This is a genomic window from Microbispora sp. NPDC088329 (genome assembly GCF_040685655.1).
In the GTDB taxonomy this organism is placed as follows: domain Bacteria; phylum Actinomycetota; class Actinomycetes; order Streptosporangiales; family Streptosporangiaceae; genus Microbispora.
The window spans coordinates 703,891-721,326 of record NZ_JBFBIP010000001.1 but is presented as its reverse complement, the minus strand read 5'-3'; the positions used below and the strand labels follow the sequence as shown (position 1 = coordinate 721,326).

Below are 17,436 nucleotides of genomic sequence, written 5' to 3'. Positions count from 1 at the left end.
GCGATGCCACGCGGGCGGCTGCGGATCTACCTCGGCGCGGCACCCGGGGTCGGCAAGACGTACGCGATGCTCTGCGAGGGGCACCGCCGCAGGGAGCGGGGCACGGACGTGGTGGTCGGCCTGGTGGAGACCCACGGCCGCGTACGCACCGCACAGCTGCTCGAAGGGCTGGAGGCCGTCCCCCGCAGGACCCTGACGCACCGGGGTGCGGCCTTCACCGAGCTGGACGTCGACGCGGTCATCGCCCGGCGGCCGCGGGTCGCCCTGGTCGACGAGCTGGCGCACACCAACGTGCCGGGTTCCCGCAACGCCAAGCGCTGGCAGGACGTCGACGAGCTCCTCGACGCCGGAATCGACGTGATCTCCACGGTGAACATCCAGCACCTGGAGTCGGTCAACGACGTCGTCCGGCACATCACCGGCATCCCCCAGCGCGAGACCGTGCCCGACGAGGTCGTACGGCGGGCCGACCAGGTCGAGCTGGTCGACATGACCCCGGAGGCGCTGCGGCGGCGGCTCGCGCACGGCAACGTGTACGCGCCGGAGAAGGTGGACGCCGCGCTCGCGAACTACTTCCGCGTCGGCAACCTCACGGCGCTGCGCGAGCTGGCCCTGCTGTGGCTCGCCGACGAGGTGGACGAGCAGCTCGACCGCTACCGCGCCGAGCACGGCATCGCCGACACGTGGGAGGCGCGCGAGCGGGTCGTGGTCGCGCTGACCGGCGGGCCCGAGGGCGACACGCTGGTGCGGCGGGCGGCCCGCATCGCCGACAGGACGAAGGGCGCCGGCCTGCTGGCCGTGCACGTGACCCGGGCCGACGGACTGGCGGGGGGCGATCCCGCGCTGCTGGCCCGGCAGCGCGCCCTCGTGGAGAGCATGGGCGGCACCTACCACCAGGTCGTGGGCGACGACGTCCCCCGGGCGCTGCTGGAGTTCGCCCGGGGGGTCAACGCCACCCAGCTCGTGCTCGGGGCGTCCCGGAGAGGGAGGATCGCCCAGATCTTCAGCAGGGGCGTGGGTGTCGAGACGACCGCGATGTCCGGCTCGATCGACGTCCACATGATCACCCATGAACACGTCAAGAAGGGACGGGAGCGCCCGCAACGGTCGAGGGCGGCCCTCACCCGGAGGCGCAGGCTGGCGGGATGGGCCGTCGCCGCCGGCGGCCTGCCGCTGCTCACCGCGGCGCTGCTCCCCTCCCGGGGCACGCCGGCGCTGCCGAGCGTCATCCTGCTGTTCCTGAGCACCGTCGTGGGCGTGGCGCTGATCGGCGGCATGTGGCCGGCGATCACGACGGCCGTCGCCGGTTCCCTGCTGCTGAACTACTTCTTCACCCCGCCGCTGCACACGCTGACGATCGCCAATCCGGAGAACCTCCTCGCCCTGGTCGTCTTCGTGTTCGTCGCGGCGGCGGTCAGCATGATCGTGGACGTGGCGGCCCGCCGTACGAGGGAGGCGGCCCGCGCCGGGGCGGACGCCGAGGTCCTGTCCGCGCTCGCCGGGCACGTGCTGCGCGGCGAGGCCGCCGTGCCCTCCCTGCTGGCGCGTACGCGGGAGACGTTCGGCCTGGTCTCGGTCACCCTGCTCGAACGGCGGCCCGAGGCGGGGCAGGGACCTGACGACCGGTCCGACCCCGCCACCTGGCGGATCGTCGCCACCTCGGGGGGAGAGCCCTGCTGCTGCCCCGGCGCCGCCGACACCGACGTGGACATCGACGGCGACAGCGACGACGACAACGACGACGGCCTCGTGCTCGCCGCGCGCGGCCGGCTGCTCGACGCCTCGGACCGCCGCGTGATCGAGGCGTTCGCCGCGCAGGTGGCCGTCGCCCTGCGGCAGGAACGGCTGAAGGAGAAGGCCGAGCAGGCCAGGCCGCTCGCGGAGGCCGACAGGATGCGCACCGCGCTGCTCGCCGCGGTCAGCCACGACCTGCGTACCCCGCTCGCCGCGGCGAAGGCCGCGGTGGAGAGCCTGCGCGCCACCGACGTCGAATGGTCCGCGCGGGACCGCGCGGAGCTGCTGGAGACCGCGGACGAGTCGCTGGCCACGCTCGACCGCCTGGTGGCGAACCTGCTCGACATGAGCCGCCTGCAGGCCGGCGTGCTGGGCGTGGCCGCCCAGCCGGTCGCCGTCGAGGAGATCGTGCCCCGGGCGGTCGACGACCTCGGGCCGCTCGCCGCCGAGGTGAAGATCGACATACCGCCCGACCTGCCTGAGGTCGTCGCCGATCCGGCGCTGCTGGAGCGGGTGCTCGCCAACGTCGTGGCCAACGCCGTCCGCTACACCCCCGCGGGGGCGAGCGTGCTCGTGACCGCGAGCAGGTACGGCGAGCGGGCCGAGATCCGGATAATCGACCGTGGTCCCGGCGTGCCGCGCGACGCCTACGACCAGATCTTCCTGCCCTTCCAGCGGCTGGGGGACAGGGACAACCACAGCGGGGTCGGGCTGGGCCTGGCCCTGGCGCGCGGGCTCACGGAGGCGATGGGAGGACAGTTGACACCCGACGAGACGCCCGGGGGAGGACTCACCATGGTTCTCACCCTGCCCGTCGCCGTGCACACCGGCGACGGGCCCGAGCTCCCGGCGGAACTCGGCGGTTCCCTGGATCGCGGCGGTTCCCTTGGTCTCGGTGGTTCCCTCGGTCTCGGCGGTGCGGCGCCGTGAGCCGGGTCCTCGTCGTCGACGACGAGCCGCAGATCCTGCGCGCGCTGCGGATCAACCTGGCCGCGCGCGGCTACGAGGTCACCGTCGCGGCGGACGGCGGGTCCGCGTTGCGCGAGGCCGCCGACCGGCGTCCCGACCTGATCGTGCTGGACCTCGGGCTGCCCGACATGGACGGAGTCGAGGTCATCCACGGCGTACGCGGCTGGAGCAGCGTGCCGATCATCGTGCTGTCGGGGCGCACCGGCAACCAGGACAAGATTGAGGCGCTGGACGCCGGGGCGGACGACTACGTCACCAAGCCCTTCGGCGTGGACGAACTGCTCGCCCGCGTGCGCGCGGTGACCCGGCGCACCGGCGTCCGGGAGACCGAGCCCGCCCGCGTACGGATCGGTGAGCACCTGGTCGACCTGGCCGGCAAGACCGTCTCCGGCGACGTACGGCTGACTCCGACCGAGTGGCACATCCTCGAACTCCTCGTCCGCAGTCCGGGGAAGCTGGTCGGCCAGCGGCAACTGCTGAGCGAGGTGTGGGGCGTGCGGTACGTCAAGGAGACGCACTACCTGCGGCAGTACATGGCCCAGCTGCGGCGCAAGCTGGAGAAGGAGCCCGCTCACCCCGTCCACCTGATCACCGAGCCGGGCATGGGCTACCGCTTCGTCCCCTGACGCCCCGCCCGGGGCTCAGTCGTCGCGGTTCAGTCGTCGGGGTTCGTCGTGCCCGCCAGGAACGTCGTCTCCAGCAGGGCGGGGGACAGGTCCACACCGGTGATGACGCCCGCCAGAGCGAACGCGGCGGCGATCGGAGCCTGCGGCATGGGATCGTCGAAGCCGGTCCGGCCGAGCCCCACGTCGCGCATCGCGCCGATCCACCGGTCGGGGTCCTCACCGGAGCGCAGGTGCGGCGCCAGGGGCTGGAACTGTGTGATCACCCGACCGTCGATCGCGTGGATGAAGTCGTCGGAGGCGTAGTCGTGCCTGCTGACCGCCACGACCTCGGTCTCCCGCGAGACGCGCTCGAGCACGCCCTCCTCGGCGACGACACGCCACCCGCCGGGCTCGACGAGCACGGCCCAGTCGCCCGACCGCACGGCGCCGGCCCAGGCGGCGTCCATGCCGTCCGAGATCTCCAGGCACTCCGCCGCGTTCTCGTCCAGCTCCTCGAACGTCATCTCGTCGATGGTGCTCTCGTCCACACCCAGGCGGACGAGCACCTCCCGGGGCGCGAGCCCGCGGACGAACGACACCCCGAATACGGGACCCAGCGGCCCGTCGCCGGATAACCAGCCGAATTTCACGTCGATGCCCGACATGGTGACCTCTTTCATCTACTGCCGGACATCATGGCAGCGATCATCGCCCGTCGCCGGGCCTATCGGCCGTCGCCGGGGGCGGGGAATGTCGGTCGCGTGCGAAAGAATCGCACTCATCATGACCATGACCGCGCCCACCATCACCGCGCCGACCATCACCGCGCCCACCATGACCGCGCCCACCATGAGCGCGCCGACCATCACCGCGCCCACCATGACCGCGCCCACCATGAGCGCGCCCACCATGAGCGCGCCCACCATGAGCGCGCCGACCGGGGTGTCCACACGCCCACTGCCGGTCGAGCTCGTCGACGGCCCGGGAGGCAGTCTCTACCTGCTCCCCTTCGCGCCGCTCACCCCGGACGACTGCGAGGCCCTGTCCGTGCTCCTCGCCGCCAGGGCCGCCGCCGTACGGCGGGCCGAATCCGCCGCGCCCCGGCCGGAGACCACGCGCTTCGCCGGATGACGATGCCTCATCCGGGTGATGAGGCAACCTGCGCAGCCGGGACACGACCTCTGGAGCGCTCAGGAATCGGAGTAGGCCAGGCCGGCCTCGTAGGCGACGATCGCGGCCTGGACGCGGTTGTTCAGGCCGAGCCGCAGCAGGATCGCGCTGACGTGGGACTTGACGGTGCCCTCGGAGAGGAAGAGTTCGCGGCCGATGTCCTGGTTGGACATGCCGCGGCCGACGAGGGCGAGCACCTCGCGTTCCCGTGGGGTCAGCATCTCGACCTGTCTGCGTGCGGTGTCCGCTCTGGCGAGCCGGCCGCCGCTCAGCCGGGTGATGACCTTCTGCGCGATCCTCGGCGACAAGTACGCCGCGCCCCCGGCGACCGCCCGCACCCCGATGATCAGCTCGCGTGGGTCGGCGGCCTTGAGCAGGAACCCGGCGGCGCCCTCGGCGAGCGCCCGGGAGACGTACTCGTCCTCGTCGAACGTGGTCAGCATGACGACCGCGACTTCGGGAGCGGCGGCGCGCAGCTCGGCGACGGCCGCGAGGCCGTCGAGCCGGGGCATGCGGATGTCGAGCAGCGCGATGTCGGGCCGGTGCGCGCGGACCATCTCGATCGCCTCGTGGCCGTCGGCGGCCTCGGCCACCACCTCGATCTCCGGGTCGGTGGTCAGGATCGACCGCACACCCACTCTGATCATGGCCTCGTCGTCGGCCAGCACCACCCGGATCACCGGCGCACCTCGATCTCTCCCTGCCCCGCGCTGCCACCCCGGCCGCTTTGACCCCGGCCGCTTTCGCCCCGGCCGCTTTCACCCACGGCCATTTTGGCCCCGGTCGTTTTCACCCCGGCCACTTGAATCCCACTCCGGCCCTTCCGGACGGCCGTCTCCCTCAGAGCCGCCTTCCTCAGAGCCGCCAGGGCGTCCTCCTTCAGGACGGCCCTCTTCGGGACGGTGCGGGAAGCGTGCCGTGACGGCGAAACCGCCGTCGTGCGGCCCGGCGCGCAGCGCGCCGCCGAGCAGGCGCGCCCGCTCGCGCAGACCGGCCAGGCCGCTTCCGCCGCCCGCCGGCCCAGGCTCGGCGCGAGCCGCGGAGTTGCGGACCACGACCGCGACCGCCTCCTCGCTCCGCTCGATGTGGACGAGCACGTCGGCGCCGGGGGCGTGCCGGGCGGCGTTGGTCAACGACTCCTGCACCACCCGGTGCACGGCCCTGTCCACCAGCGGCGGCAGGTCTCGGCGCTCTCCGCCGTATCGGAGCTCCACCGCCATCCCGGCGTCGCGTGCCCGATCCACCAGCGCCTCGACGGTCTCGTCGGGCGGCTCGGTGGGCACCCGGCTCGCGGTGTCGCCGCCCGTGGCGGCGGTCTCGCGCAGCACTCCGACGGTGCGGCGGAGCCGGTCGGTCGCGGTGACCGCGGACGCCCGCAGCTGCGCCGCCGCCTCCCGGTTCCGTCCGGTCATGTCGGCGGCCAGTTCCAGCGCCCCCGCGCGCAGCGCGATCAGCGCCAGCTCGTGGCCGAGCGAGTCGTGCATGTCGGCGGCGATGTGGGCGCGTTCGCGGAGCCTGGCCCGTTCCGCGATCAGCTCCTGTTCGCGTTCGAGCTGGGCGACCCGTTCCCGGCCCGCCAGCACCAGCTCTGCCTGCTGCCGCCGGAAGAGACCGGCCAGCCACGGCAGCGCCACGAAGATCCCGAGGGCCAGCAGCGCGGTCGCGCCGTTCCAGAAGTCCGGCACGACATAGACGGCCCCGGGGACCGCGGCGACGATCAGCACCAGCCAGTCACGTCGTCCGCGCAGGTGACGCCCATGAAGGTAGGCGGCGACGGTCAGCATGACGAACAGCAGCTGCCGCCAGGCCGGGACGTCGTCGAGATACAGCCCGTTGACGACGCCGATCTCGGCGATCACCGCCAGGATCGCACGGTTTCTCATCGCGACGAGACTATCGATCTGATCCTGAGCAGTCGGAACACGGTGGTGACCGCGCCCGCGACGGCCGCGACGGCGAAGGCGATCGTCAGCGGCGCGGCGTAGTAGGTGAGTTGCGCCCAGGTGACGGTGCGGCCGTTCATGAGGAACGTGATCAGCGCCGGATACAGCGCGAGCAGCGGCACCGGCAGCAGCACCGGAACCATGCGCAGCCCGATCCGCCCCCCGGCTCTTCCGGCGCGCCGATCCGCCCAGCGGCGCGACCGCAGCACGCCCAGCGCACCCAGCCCCGCCGCGGCCAGCGTGATCAGGCCAAGGATCAGTTCGGTCCACTGCCGGCCTCCGCCCGGCGTCTCCGGAGCCCTGCCCTGGGTCATCGCCACGAGCCCGGTGAGCACGTCGTAGGTGTCGTCGTAGAGGCCGGCGCTGTTGGTCATGACGGCGAAGCCGTACCCCGTGTCCGGGGCGATCGCCTCCACGGCCGTGTACGTGAACAGGTTGCCGGAGTGCACGAGCAGCTCGGTGCCGTTCACCGTCTCCGTGCCCCAGCCCATCCCGTAGTCGCGTACGCCCGAGGAGGTGTGCATGGTCTGCAGGCTCTGCGGCCTCACGATCTGCCGGCCCTGACCGGTCTGGCTGATCAGCCACCTGCCCATGTCGGCCGCGTCGGTGATGACGCCCCCGGCGCCGCCGCCGTAGAGGAAGTCGCGCGGCTCCGTGCGCGGCACCCACGCCCCGAACAGCGAGTTGAATCCCCTGGACGGAGTGACCGCCTGGTCGCCGACGGCGCTGCCGGTCATGCCGAGAGGCCCGAAGACGCGCTGCTTCATGTACTCGCCGAAGCGCATGCCGCCCGCGACCTCGACCAGCCGCGCGGCCACCTCGTAATTGGCGTTGCAGTACGCCCACCGCGTGCCGGGGTCGGCGGCCAGGGTGCCGGTGCCCAGCGCGGCAACATATCCGGCGAGGGTCGTCGCGGACTCCGCCGCGCCGAGGTCGACCGTTGCGTCGGAGATGCCCGACGTCTGGTTCAGCAGGTGCCGCACCGTGATGGCGCGGGCCCGCGGGTCGGCCATGCGAAACTCGGGCAGTTGCCGGGCGACCGGCTCGTCCAGCGAGATCCTGCCGTCCTCGACCAGCGTCATGACGGCCATGGCGGTGAACGACTTGCTGACCGAGGCGACGCGCATGGGAGTCTCCGCCGTGATCGGCCGGCCCGCCGAGTCCTGCCCGTACCCGGCCGCGTGCACGATTTTGCCGTTATGGGTGACGACGACGGACATCCCCGGCAGTGCGGTGGATTCCATGGACTCGGCGAGGTAGGCGTCGATGGCCGCCGAGGACGGCTCCTCCGCCGCGTTGGGCACGACGGCGGACGCGGGAGGAGACACGACCAGAGGGGAGAAGGTCAGGAACGTGGCGGCTGCCAGGCCGATGAGCTTTCGTTTCATGCAAAGAGACGCTAGAAACCGGGAGCCCGGAAAAGATCCGGCGATCCGCCACGACCACCCCTGACGAAAGTAGTACTCCTTCGCGTCGCTCACCCGGCCGCCGCCGGCAGAGGGGCTGCCGTACGCGTCTCTACACCCGCCTGCCGGCAAGATCCCGATCTACGGCTGGAGTACTAAGCGGTGGTGTCGGCGATCGACTCCGTACCGCTGCCGAGGATCACGGCCGCCGCGGCCAGGACATGGCGTCGAGCGGCGAGATCAGCCATGTCCGCGTCGCGCGCCTCGATGGCATCGACGATCGCCTTGATCTCGGCTTCACTCTGGGCGGGGCGCCCCGCGGACGCCAGGGTCCGAGCCCGCAGTTGGGTCACACGCCGATGTAGGCTCTGCACGAGTTGCTGCAGCACCTCGTTCCTCGACCCCTCGAAGAGGACGTCGTAGAACCTGTTCTTCACGGCCATGATCGCGGCGGGCTCGTCCTCGCGACTGACCGACTCGGACAACGCCGCCATGACGGTGCGTAGAGCTTCGCGCTGTTCGTCCGACGCGTACTGGGTGAAGAGGCGAGCCGCCAGACCCTCCAGGTTGGCCCGCACCTCGTACACCTGGCGTGCCTGGCCCGGGGTGACCACGCTGACAATGGTTCCGCGGCCGTTCACGGACTCGACCAGACCCTCGGCCTGCAATTGCCGGAGCGCCTCGCGCACCGACGGGCGGCTCGCCGAGGTCAGCTCGCAGAGTTCCCGTTCGATGAGCAGCTGGCCAGGCTTGAGTCGCATGTCGACAATGGCCTGCCGGAGAATAGCCGCAACCTGCTCGCGAATGGGGGCATGGCGTTGGACCTGCATCTCCCACATGACCCGAATCTATCCGAAACTTTGCGCCTGGTTGGTTATAAGACGGCAGCTTCGCTCGGGCGAGCGGGCGGCCCGACAGCGCACGTTCTCGGGATGGCCGCTCAGGGTGAGGTCGGGCCACCGCCCGCGGTGGCCCGGCCTCACCCTGAGTGAGGATCCTGACCGGGCTGCTACACGGCAGCGCCGACGACGAGATCGGCCAGCCGCTGGAAGCGATCGATGTTGGCCGCCTGTCCCAGCAGCCCCGTCGTCAGCGCGACGAAGGTCAGGTCGAGGTCCGGATCGACCCAGTAGATGCTGCTGCCGAAGCCGAAGTTCCCGAACGTCTCGGGTGAGGTCATCGTGCCGAAGATGTGGCGCACCACCCCGTGGCCGCGCACCGTGAACCCGAGGCCCAGGTTGGCCGGCGGCGGGGTGTAACCGTGCCGCAGGGCAACCGCTCGGTAGATCTCGTTGGGCAGCTCGCCGGTCCAGTTCTGGCGCGCCATCTGGATCATGCGCGGGGACAGGATACGCGCCCCGTCGAGGCTGCCACCATTCCTCAGCATCTCCGCCAGCCGCATGAGATCACGGGTCGTCGACGCCGCCCCGACCCAGGTCGCCTCGTTGGACTCGGAGGCGAAGAGCCCCTGGTCCCCCGGCGTCGTGGAGGACGTGTGCCGGACCGCCAGGTTGCCGCGCAGGTCGGGGAAGGCATGCCGCTCTCGCATGTGCGGCTTGATGCCGAGGGCCGTGTCAGACATCGCGAGGGGCTGGAACAGGTCCTCGTCGAGGATCTCGTTGATGGTCCGCTTCTTCGGATCGGTCCGGCGCAGGACCTCACCGAGAAGCGCGTGGTTGACCATGGGCGAGTAGTCGCACCTGGACCCCGGCTCGACCACCCCGTGCAGGTTCTCGCAGACCGCGGCGACGATGTCGCCGAGTCGGTCCATCGGCATCCCGGTCCTGACCTCCCACACCCCCGGTAGCCCGGCCGTGTGCGTGAGGAAGTGGAAGATCGTGGCACGCTCCCGTGGAGCGCCGGAGAACTCCGGAATGATCTCCACCATCGGGGTCGTCAGGGCGAACTGCCCCAGCTCGACGGCACGCAGGGCGAGGATGTTGATGAACGTCTTCGTCACCGAGAAGATCGTGAAGACGGTGTCGCTCTCGAGCCGTTGCGTCTTGCCCTCGTCAGCGTGGCCTGCCACCAGATCCAAGGCCAGTTCTCCGTGCCGGGCGACCTGGATTGAGGCGCCGTGGTAGAGCCCGGATTCGAGGTCGGCCCGCACCACCTCCTCAAGACGGGCCAGCCGCTCCTCTGACATCCCGGCGGCAGCCGCGCCCTTGGTGATCGCCATAATGTTCACTCCTTCTTGCGGTGTGCGTTGATCCGTACGACCCGTTCAGCGGAACTCGCGGTCCCGCCCGGCCGGGATCAGGAGGCGAGGATGCCGCCGTCCACCGCGAGGAGGTGGCCGGTGACGTAGGAGGCGTCCTCGGACGCCAGCCAGGCGATGCCGGCGGCGATCTCCTCGGGGGAGCCAAGTCGCGCCAGCGGTGTCATCTGGCGACGGAGGTCGTAGCCGGCCTCGTCGACGATCTGTCGCGCCCCTTCCGTCGGGATGGCTCCGGGGACGACCGCGTTCACGCGGATACCGAGCGGTCCGAGCTCGCGTGAGGCTTGCCGGGTGAGGCTGGTGACGGCACCCTTCACCGCCGAGTAGACGGCCGTGCCCGGCATTCCCCGCCACGCCGCCGGCGACGACACGTTGACGATGACGCCGCCGCCCTGCTCGGACATGGCGGCGATGGCCGCCTGCATGGTCCAGAACACGGCCTTGAGACCGACGGCCAGCATGCCGTCGATGTCGTCCTCGGTGAAATCGAGGAAGGGCTTGTACCGGATCCACATGGCGTTGTTCACGACGACGGCAAGTCGCCCGTGGCGCGTCACGACGTCCTCGACGGCTCCGCGGACGGCGTCGCGATCGGTCACGTCGAGGCAGAGCGCCTCGGCACATCCGCCTCCAGATGTGATGCCCTCACTGACCCGGGCGGCCGACTCCTCATCCCGGTCGGCCACGACCACCCGCAGACCGTCGCGGGCGAGACGCTCGGCGGTCGCCCTGCCGATCCCGCGGCCCGCACCAGTGACAAGCGCGGCCCCGGCACTGGACGCGGGACTCACCGCTCCTCCGCGCCGGCTCGTCGCGGGAGCGTCGGAAACCGCCTCGGCTTCGGCGTGGGGATGACCATCGTTACCTCTTTCTCTCTTATGCGATTCCGGTTGCTCCGTGCGCGTTGCCCGGAATGTGCTCCAGGGGTGGGCGTGCACGGGGTGGACGCGAGGCGGGCGCAGCGATCGCCACTCCTCCAGGTCGTGTCTAGGGCCTGGGGGTGGGTGGGGAGTCAAGCGCGGTGGACGATGACTCGAGCAGGACGCCGAGCACGACCGCGGCGGCAGCCTGGACATGCCGGACGGCGGCGGCATCGGCGGCCTCGCCGTCCCGGTGCTCGATCGCGTCGACGATCTCCTGAAGCTCCCGTGCGCTCTGAGCCGGACGACCGGGCTGAGCCAGTGTGAGGCTTCGCAACTGCGTCACCCGGTGGTGCAGGATCCGCACCAGCTGGTGCAGAACCTCGTTCCCGGCGCCCTCGAAGAGGATGTCGTAGAGCAGGTTCTTGGCGGCCATCAGGCTCGTAGAGGAGGCGCCGCGGTGGGTGCTCTCCGTCAGGTGTGCCATCGCGGCGCGCAGGTCGTGGCGCAGGGCGCTCCCGGCCCGTTCGGCGAAGAGACGAGCGGCGAGCCCTTCGAGGTTGGCGCGAACGACGTAGACCTGTTGCGCTTCCTCCCGGGTGATCGCCCGCACGATCGTGCCCCGGCCGTTGACCGACTCGACGAGCCCCTCCGCCTCGAGCTGCCGGAGGGCCTCGCGAACCGATGGGCGGCTGGCGGATGTCATCTCGCACAGCTCACGTTCGATCAACACCTGGCCCGGTTGAAGACGCAGGTCGACGATCGCCTGGCGGAGGATCGCGGCAACCTGTTCCCGGATCGGCGCGTGTCGCCGGACCTGCATCGCCGGGATCGGCGGCCCGTCCGCGCCGGCCGCAGCTGGTCTGGCGGAGTCCTCGTCATCGAACAGGGGCATTGCTCTCTCCCAGTCCTGACCGTGAGCGGCCAGCGCCGGTCACCCGACCCGCCTTCCACCATCGACGTAGACGGTGCTGCCGGTGGTGAACGCCGATTCGTCGCTGGCGAGGAACACCGCCGCCCGGGCCAGATCGTCAACGGTTCCGATGCGCCGGAGCGGCACGACCGCCAGCAGCCCGGCCCGATAGTCGGGGTCCTGGTAGCGGGGAGCGGATAGTGGGGTATCGGTCGGCCCGGGGCAGAGCGCGTTCACGCGGATACCCGCCGGGCCGAGCTCGGCGGCCGCGTACTCGGTGAAGGTGCGGACCGCGGACTTGCTCGCCGCGTAAGCCGTGCTGGGCAGCCAGACCCGCTCCGCGACGACGGAGGTCACGTTGATGATGGAACCCGGCCGCCCCTGGGCCACAAGACGCGCGGCCGTGCGCTGAGTCATGAAGAACGTGCCCCGGGCGTTGATGGAGTGCGTCTGGTCCCAGAGCTCGGGCGTCACGTCGAGGAAGTCGGCGTGCACGCCGACACCGGCGTTGTTCACGACCACGTCCGGCGTGCCCAGTGCCGCCTCCACCTCGTCGAGCGCCGCGTCGATTCGCTCGATCTGGGAGATGTCCAGCGTCACGGCGCAGCTCACGGCTCCGGAGCGGGCCAGTTGGTCGGAGGTCCGTGCCGCGGCCTTACCGTCCCGGTCGAGCACCGCGACAGCTGCGCCGGCGGCGGCGAAGTGAGCGCAGATGGCTTGACCGATGCCGCTTCCTCCGCCGGTGACCAGCGCCGTCCGGCCGCGCAGCGGTGTGGCGCGGGACGACTGGGCGCTCATGAGGCAGCTCCGAAGTAGGCCTGGGCAACGGCCGGCGACGCCTCGAGTTCGGCGCGGGTTCCGGCCATGACGACGCTGCCGCGCTCGATCACGCAGCCACGGGTGAGCAGGGGGATCGCCTCCAATGCGTTCTGTTCGACCAGGACGATCGTGAGATCGCCGTCCGCCTGGTGAAGAGTGGTGAGCAGTTCGAACACCCGCGCGACCACGACGGGCGCCAGCCCGAGAGAGGGCTCGTCGAGCAGCAGCAGCCGCGGCTCCGCCATCAGCGCGCGTCCGATGGCCACCATCTGCTGCTGGCCTCCCGACAGGCTGCCCGCCTGCTGGTCGCGACGGTCGGCCAGTTCCGGGAAGGTCTCCAGGACGCGGTCGAGGTTGCGGCTCTGCCACGCCTTGCCCCGTCGGTAGGCCCCCATGAGCAGGTTCTCTTCGACCGTGAGCGACGAGAACATGCGCCGCCCCTCGGGGACGTGGGCCACTCCCAGCGCCGGCCTGCGGTGCGCGGGTTCGGCGGCCAGATCGATGTCGTTCCACCGCACGTGGCCGGTGGCGTCTGGTGGGGTCAGCCCCGCCAGGGCTCGGAGGATGGTGGTCTTACCCGCTCCGTTCGGCCCCAGGATCCCGAAGAAGTCACCATCGGCGACGGCGAAGGAGACGTCGTCGAGCACGTGGCTGTCGCCGTATCGAGCCGACAGATTCCGGACCTCGAGCATCAGCGCGCTCCTTCCGCGTGGGCTCGTCCGAGCCATGCCTCGATGACCTCGTCCCGAGCGAGCACGTCGGCGGGGTCGCCCGTCGCGATCAGCTTGCCGTGGTGCAGCACGGCCAGGCGATCGCACAGGCTGCGTACGACGTGCAGCACGTGTTCGACGAGCATCACGGTGATCCCCGCCGCCGGAAGCTTCGCGACCGCGGCCACGAGAGCGTCGGTCTCCTGGCGCGTGAGCCCGTTGAGCATCTCGTCCAGCAGCAGCAGCCGGGGGCGGGAGGCGACCGCACGAGCGATCTCGACGCGCTTGCGGTCCGCCAGGGCCAGGGCCGTGGCGGGAGTCGCCGGATCCAGGGTGAAGCCGGCCATGTCGAGCGCGGCGGCGACCGCCTCGTGGGCCTCGCGAGCATTCCGGTGGTGCGCGCGTGCGGCGACCAGCACGTTCTCCTCGGCCGTCATGGTGGGGAACAACCTGACCTTCTGGAAGGTCCGGGCGACGCCCCAGGTCGACATGCGCTGAGCTCCGTGCCCGGTGACGTCGCGCCCGGCGAACTCGATGGACCCACCACTGAGCCGGACCGCTCCGGCGATCGCGCCGAACAGAGTGCTCTTGCCGGCTCCGTTCGGACCGACGAGGCCGACGATCTCGCCGCTGCCGACCTCCAGCGAGACGTCGTCCACCGCTCGCAGTCCCCCGAACGTGACGCAGGCACCGGTGATCCGTAGCAGACCCGGCTCCCCGTCGGGACCAGTCCGGACGTTCTCACGGCTGGCGCTCACGATCCGCTCCTCTGCTGTTCGGGGATTTCCTGCGCGGGCACGGTGGCCGCTCGCGTGGCGTCGCCACCGCCGGCCGGACTCCCGCCGGGCCGGTGCGGCCGGCGCGCCTGGACGGCGGCGGTGACCGCTCGCGCCAGTCGAGCGATGAGGAAGACGAGACCTCGTCGTTCGACGAGCATCACGGCGGCCACGACGACCGCGTAGGCCATACCCGACAGCCCCGGGGGAGCCGAGGACAACTGCGCGGACAGGATCTGCTGCACGGGGATGAGGACGGCGGCGCCGACGATCGGACCGACCACGGTTCCCCGCCCACCGGTGAGAGCCACCAGGGCGATGACGAACGCCGTGTTGGCGCCGAATCCCGTCACGGGGTCGATGGCCCGCAGGGACTGCAGCATGACGCCACCGGCCACCCCGGTGACCGCCGCGCTCAGCGACAGCCCGACGAGGCGGACACGGGTCACGTCCACGCCTGCCGCCCGAGCCGCATCGGGATCGTCCCGGCTGGCACGCAGGAACAGGCCGAGCCTGCTCGCGGCGAGCAGGCCGACGATCAGCGTCACCACCGCGAGGATGGCGACCACCACGTAGTACAGGGTGAGTGCCGAGTCGAACTGGAACATCTCGGGGGCGTCGCGCAGGAAGGGGATGCTCAGGCCGACATCGCCGCCGGTGAAGTCCCGGAAGTGTGTGGCGAAATCGGCGAAGAGCAGAGTGAGGACGAACGTCGCGAGCGTGAAGTAGGTGCCCTTGAGACGGAGGGCCGGGAACGTCGTGATCGCCCCGGCGATCGCCGCGGCGAGCGCTCCCACCAGCATGCCCACCCAGGGGGTGAGGCCGAAATGGATGGTGAGCAATGCCGTCGTGTAGGCGCCGATCCCGAAGTAGACCGAGTGCCCGAAGGAGAGCAGGCCGCCGTAGCCACCGGCGATGTTCCACCCTTGTGCGGCGATGGCCCACACGGCCGCGGAGATCGCCACCACGAGGATGAACTGCGTCTGGATGAGCCAGAACGGCAGTGACCAGCCCACGAGCAGCACCGCCAGCGCGATCAAGGCTGGTCGGCCGGGTGCTGACCGCACCAGGTTCACGTCATCACCCGCTTTCCGAAGAGCCCCAGAGGTCGCACCAGCAAGACGACCAGGAAGCCGATCCACACCGCCTGGTTCTGCAGGTCGAGCGCCACGTAGGTGGCCGTCGCCTGCTGGACGACGCCGATGACCATGCCGGCGATGAAGGCGCCCCGGATGCTGCCGAGGCCGCCGAGGACGACCGTCACGAAGGCAAGCGCGAGATAGCCGAACCCGGTCGTCGGGTTGACGGTCTGATAGGTGGCAAGCAGGCCACCCGCCAGGCCGGCGAGGCTGACGCCGATCCCGATGCTGATCGAGAAGACCCGCCGACGGTTCACCCCGACCATCGCCGCTGCGTCGGCGTCGTCCACGACCGCTCGCAGTCCTCGCCCGAACTCCGTCCGGTTCACGACCAGATCGAGAACGGCGAAGGCCACAGCGGCGATCACGAAGGCGACCACCTGCGCCTTGGACAGTGACAGCCCTCCCACCCGCCACGCGCCGTCCAGGACGGTGTTGACGCTGCGGTCGGTAGAGGTGAACACGGCGAGCAACAGCGACTGGATGAAGATGCCGAGAGCCGCCGTGATCACGATCTGGGGCAGGTGCGCTTCGTCCTCGGTCGTCGCGCCGACCGCGGTCCGACGCAGCAGCAGCAGGTAGACCAGCACGCCCAGCAGGCCGATGGCGAGACCGAACACCGGGGTGAGGAACAGCCCGAACGATCCGAGCGCGCTGACCGCGACCACGCTGAGATACATCCCGATCGTCACGAAGTCCGCGTGGGCGAAGTTCACGATCCGGGTGATTCCGAAACTCAGCGACAGCCCGCTGCTGATCACCCCGTAGAGGCCGCCCACCAAGACACCGGAGACGAGAACCTGCAGGAGGGTGCTCATCGACTCACCTCCACGCGGGTCCGACACGTTGCCTCGGTCATCGCGCGCCCAGGGTCAGTTGCACCGTCGCGTACTTCTGCGGCCACACCGTCTTCGGCACCCCGTCCGTCCACTGCGTGAGCACCGGGACGGCGTGCGGGTTCGTGCCGTCCTGATCGAACGACACCTCACCGCCGGGCATCGCGGCCGCCGGGCCGGACGTGACGTGCATCGAATGCAGCTGAGACGCGATCTTGTCCGGGTCACAGGTCTTGGCCTGGTTCATGGCCTCGGCGATCAGGTGCACGTTCACCCAGGACTCCCCCGCCTCCATGGGCATGAACGGGGCGTTGAACTGCTTCTTGTAGGCCGCGCTCGCTTGCGCGACTCCGTCGAGCGGCAGGTCGTCGTTCCACGCCCCGACCGCCATCAGGCCGTTCACGTCGTCACCGAGCGTCTTGCCCAGGCTCGGCGCCACGAAGGCACCGCCGAATCCCAGGATGGGAGCGTGGAGCCCCCTGGCGCGCAGTCCCTTGATGATCAGGGTCACGTCGGCCGGCGGACCGGACATGAGCACGAGGTCCGGGTTCTGCTCGACGATGCGGTTCACGATCGGTGTCGCGTCGGCGATACCGGGCTGGTAGAACTCGGGATCCTTCGCGGTGACGCCAGCGGCCTTGAAAGCCTGGATGGCGGTCGTGATCTGCTGCGTGTTCGCGGTGTCGTTCGGCCCGACAGCGGCGATCCGGGTGAACTTGTGGCCCGCGGCCCGCGCCGCGGCCAGCACATCCGACGTCGCGGCACCGCCGATCTGCGACGACTTCGGCGGCGGCTGGAAGTAGTACTCGTATTTGCGCTGGGACAGCGAGTCTGCCCAGGCCTGCGTGACCAAGGGCACGCGAGCCTCCTGGGCGACCGTCGAGACCGTCGTGGTCAAGTTGCTGAACCACGCGCCGACCAGCGCGACCGCGTGGTCGCTCTTGATCGACTTCGTCGCCGCGCTCTTCGCCTGCGCGACGTCGCTGCTGCTCGTGTCCTCCTGTACCACCTTGAGCTTCGCTCCCCCGAGCGAGGCGATCCCGCCCGACGCGTTGACCTCGTCGGCGGCCACCCGCATCCCCTGCAGTGAGTTCGTGCCGAACTCCGCGAGCGGACCGGAGAGCGGGTACGGCGCGCCGATCACGATCTCGTCGCCGCAGTCGCCGGAGTTCGCGCCGGCGCTCGCACTCTGGTTCGCGACACCACCGCACGCACTCAGCAGGAGTGCTCCGGATCCCACGACGGCCAGCCACGCCAGGCGGCGCGGGTGGGTCGCTCCGCGGCTGGATCTCGGGACGCGACGGGGCGCCCGTCGCTTCGGGGCAGGGGTCGGCATTG

At 70.7% G+C, this 17,436-nt stretch carries 17 protein-coding genes; 3 read left to right on the top strand and 14 right to left on the bottom strand.

The window, feature by feature from the left end:
- Window positions 1-3: 3 nt before the first annotated feature.
- A complete protein-coding gene (locus AB0O28_RS03605; protein ID WP_363635842.1) occupies window positions 4-2,664 on the top strand; it encodes a sensor histidine kinase KdpD in 2,661 nt (886 codons plus the stop codon).
- Window positions 2,661-3,329 (top strand): response regulator, encoded by a 669-nt coding sequence (locus AB0O28_RS03600; protein WP_363635840.1) that lies wholly within the window; start codon window positions 2,661-2,663, stop codon window positions 3,327-3,329. Before AB0O28_RS03605 ends, AB0O28_RS03600 begins: the two co-directional genes overlap by 4 nt.
- Before the next feature lie 29 nt (window positions 3,330-3,358).
- Here the strand turns inward: AB0O28_RS03600 and AB0O28_RS03595 are convergent, their stop codons facing one another.
- Window positions 3,359-3,973, bottom strand: coding sequence for a DUF6461 domain-containing protein (locus AB0O28_RS03595; protein WP_363635838.1), 615 nt, complete (start codon window positions 3,971-3,973; stop codon window positions 3,359-3,361).
- 124 nt (window positions 3,974-4,097) lie between these two features.
- Here AB0O28_RS03595 and AB0O28_RS03590 point away from each other — a divergent pair, with 124 nt between their 5' ends.
- Window positions 4,098-4,439, top strand: a complete 342-nt coding sequence (locus tag AB0O28_RS03590; protein ID WP_363635836.1) for a hypothetical protein — start codon at window positions 4,098-4,100, stop codon at window positions 4,437-4,439.
- Between the two features lie 59 nt (window positions 4,440-4,498).
- Here AB0O28_RS03590 and AB0O28_RS03585 read toward each other — a convergent pair whose 3' ends face one another.
- The 13 genes from AB0O28_RS03585 to AB0O28_RS03525 all read right to left on the bottom strand — a co-directional run bounded on the left by AB0O28_RS03585 (window position 4,499) and on the right by AB0O28_RS03525 (window position 17,338).
- Entirely contained in the window at window positions 4,499-5,158 is a 660-nt protein-coding gene (locus AB0O28_RS03585) for a response regulator transcription factor (RefSeq protein WP_363635834.1), read from the bottom strand.
- Between the two features lie 78 nt (window positions 5,159-5,236).
- Complete coding sequence (locus tag AB0O28_RS03580) at window positions 5,237-6,361, bottom strand: histidine kinase (RefSeq protein WP_363635832.1); 1,125 nt, start codon at window positions 6,359-6,361, stop codon at window positions 5,237-5,239.
- Window positions 6,358-7,809 carry a serine hydrolase domain-containing protein gene (locus tag AB0O28_RS03575; RefSeq protein ID WP_363635830.1) on the bottom strand — a complete coding sequence of 484 codons (1,452 nt, stop codon included), beginning with the start codon at window positions 7,807-7,809 and terminating at the stop codon, window positions 6,358-6,360. The genes AB0O28_RS03580 and AB0O28_RS03575 overlap by 4 nt, the downstream gene beginning before the upstream one ends.
- Before the next feature lie 173 nt (window positions 7,810-7,982).
- Window positions 7,983-8,666 (bottom strand): GntR family transcriptional regulator, encoded by a 684-nt coding sequence (locus tag AB0O28_RS03570; protein ID WP_363635828.1) that lies wholly within the window; start codon window positions 8,664-8,666, stop codon window positions 7,983-7,985.
- A gap of 170 nt (window positions 8,667-8,836) precedes the next feature.
- Window positions 8,837-10,006 (bottom strand): serine hydrolase domain-containing protein, encoded by a 1,170-nt coding sequence (locus tag AB0O28_RS03565; RefSeq protein WP_363635826.1) that lies wholly within the window; start codon window positions 10,004-10,006, stop codon window positions 8,837-8,839.
- 77 nt (window positions 10,007-10,083) lie between these two features.
- A complete protein-coding gene (locus tag AB0O28_RS03560) occupies window positions 10,084-10,836 on the bottom strand; it encodes an SDR family NAD(P)-dependent oxidoreductase (protein ID WP_363635824.1) in 753 nt (250 codons plus the stop codon).
- 196 nt (window positions 10,837-11,032) lie between these two features.
- On the bottom strand, window positions 11,033-11,800 hold the full coding sequence (locus AB0O28_RS03555) for a GntR family transcriptional regulator (RefSeq protein WP_363635822.1): 768 nt from the start codon (window positions 11,798-11,800) through the stop codon (window positions 11,033-11,035).
- A 39-nt stretch (window positions 11,801-11,839) separates the two neighbouring features.
- Window positions 11,840-12,616 carry an SDR family oxidoreductase gene (locus AB0O28_RS03550; RefSeq protein WP_363635820.1) on the bottom strand — a complete coding sequence of 259 codons (777 nt, stop codon included), beginning with the start codon at window positions 12,614-12,616 and terminating at the stop codon, window positions 11,840-11,842.
- Complete coding sequence (locus tag AB0O28_RS03545) at window positions 12,613-13,329, bottom strand: ABC transporter ATP-binding protein (protein ID WP_142650063.1); 717 nt, start codon at window positions 13,327-13,329, stop codon at window positions 12,613-12,615. The genes AB0O28_RS03550 and AB0O28_RS03545 overlap by 4 nt, the downstream gene beginning before the upstream one ends.
- Complete coding sequence (locus AB0O28_RS03540) at window positions 13,329-14,105, bottom strand: ATP-binding cassette domain-containing protein (RefSeq protein WP_363635818.1); 777 nt, start codon at window positions 14,103-14,105, stop codon at window positions 13,329-13,331. The genes AB0O28_RS03545 and AB0O28_RS03540 overlap by 1 nt, the downstream gene beginning before the upstream one ends.
- The gene (locus AB0O28_RS03535) at window positions 14,102-15,163 is read right to left on the bottom strand and encodes a branched-chain amino acid ABC transporter permease (protein WP_363635816.1); all 1,062 of its coding nucleotides are present in this window, start codon (window positions 15,161-15,163) and stop codon (window positions 14,102-14,104) included. The genes AB0O28_RS03540 and AB0O28_RS03535 overlap by 4 nt, the downstream gene beginning before the upstream one ends.
- 32 nt (window positions 15,164-15,195) lie before the next feature.
- Window positions 15,196-16,080 carry a branched-chain amino acid ABC transporter permease gene (locus tag AB0O28_RS03530; RefSeq protein ID WP_363635814.1) on the bottom strand — a complete coding sequence of 295 codons (885 nt, stop codon included), beginning with the start codon at window positions 16,078-16,080 and terminating at the stop codon, window positions 15,196-15,198.
- Window positions 16,081-16,117: 37 nt separating this feature from the next.
- On the bottom strand, window positions 16,118-17,338 hold the full coding sequence (locus AB0O28_RS03525) for an ABC transporter substrate-binding protein (protein WP_363635812.1): 1,221 nt from the start codon (window positions 17,336-17,338) through the stop codon (window positions 16,118-16,120).
- Window positions 17,339-17,436 lie beyond the last annotated feature (98 nt).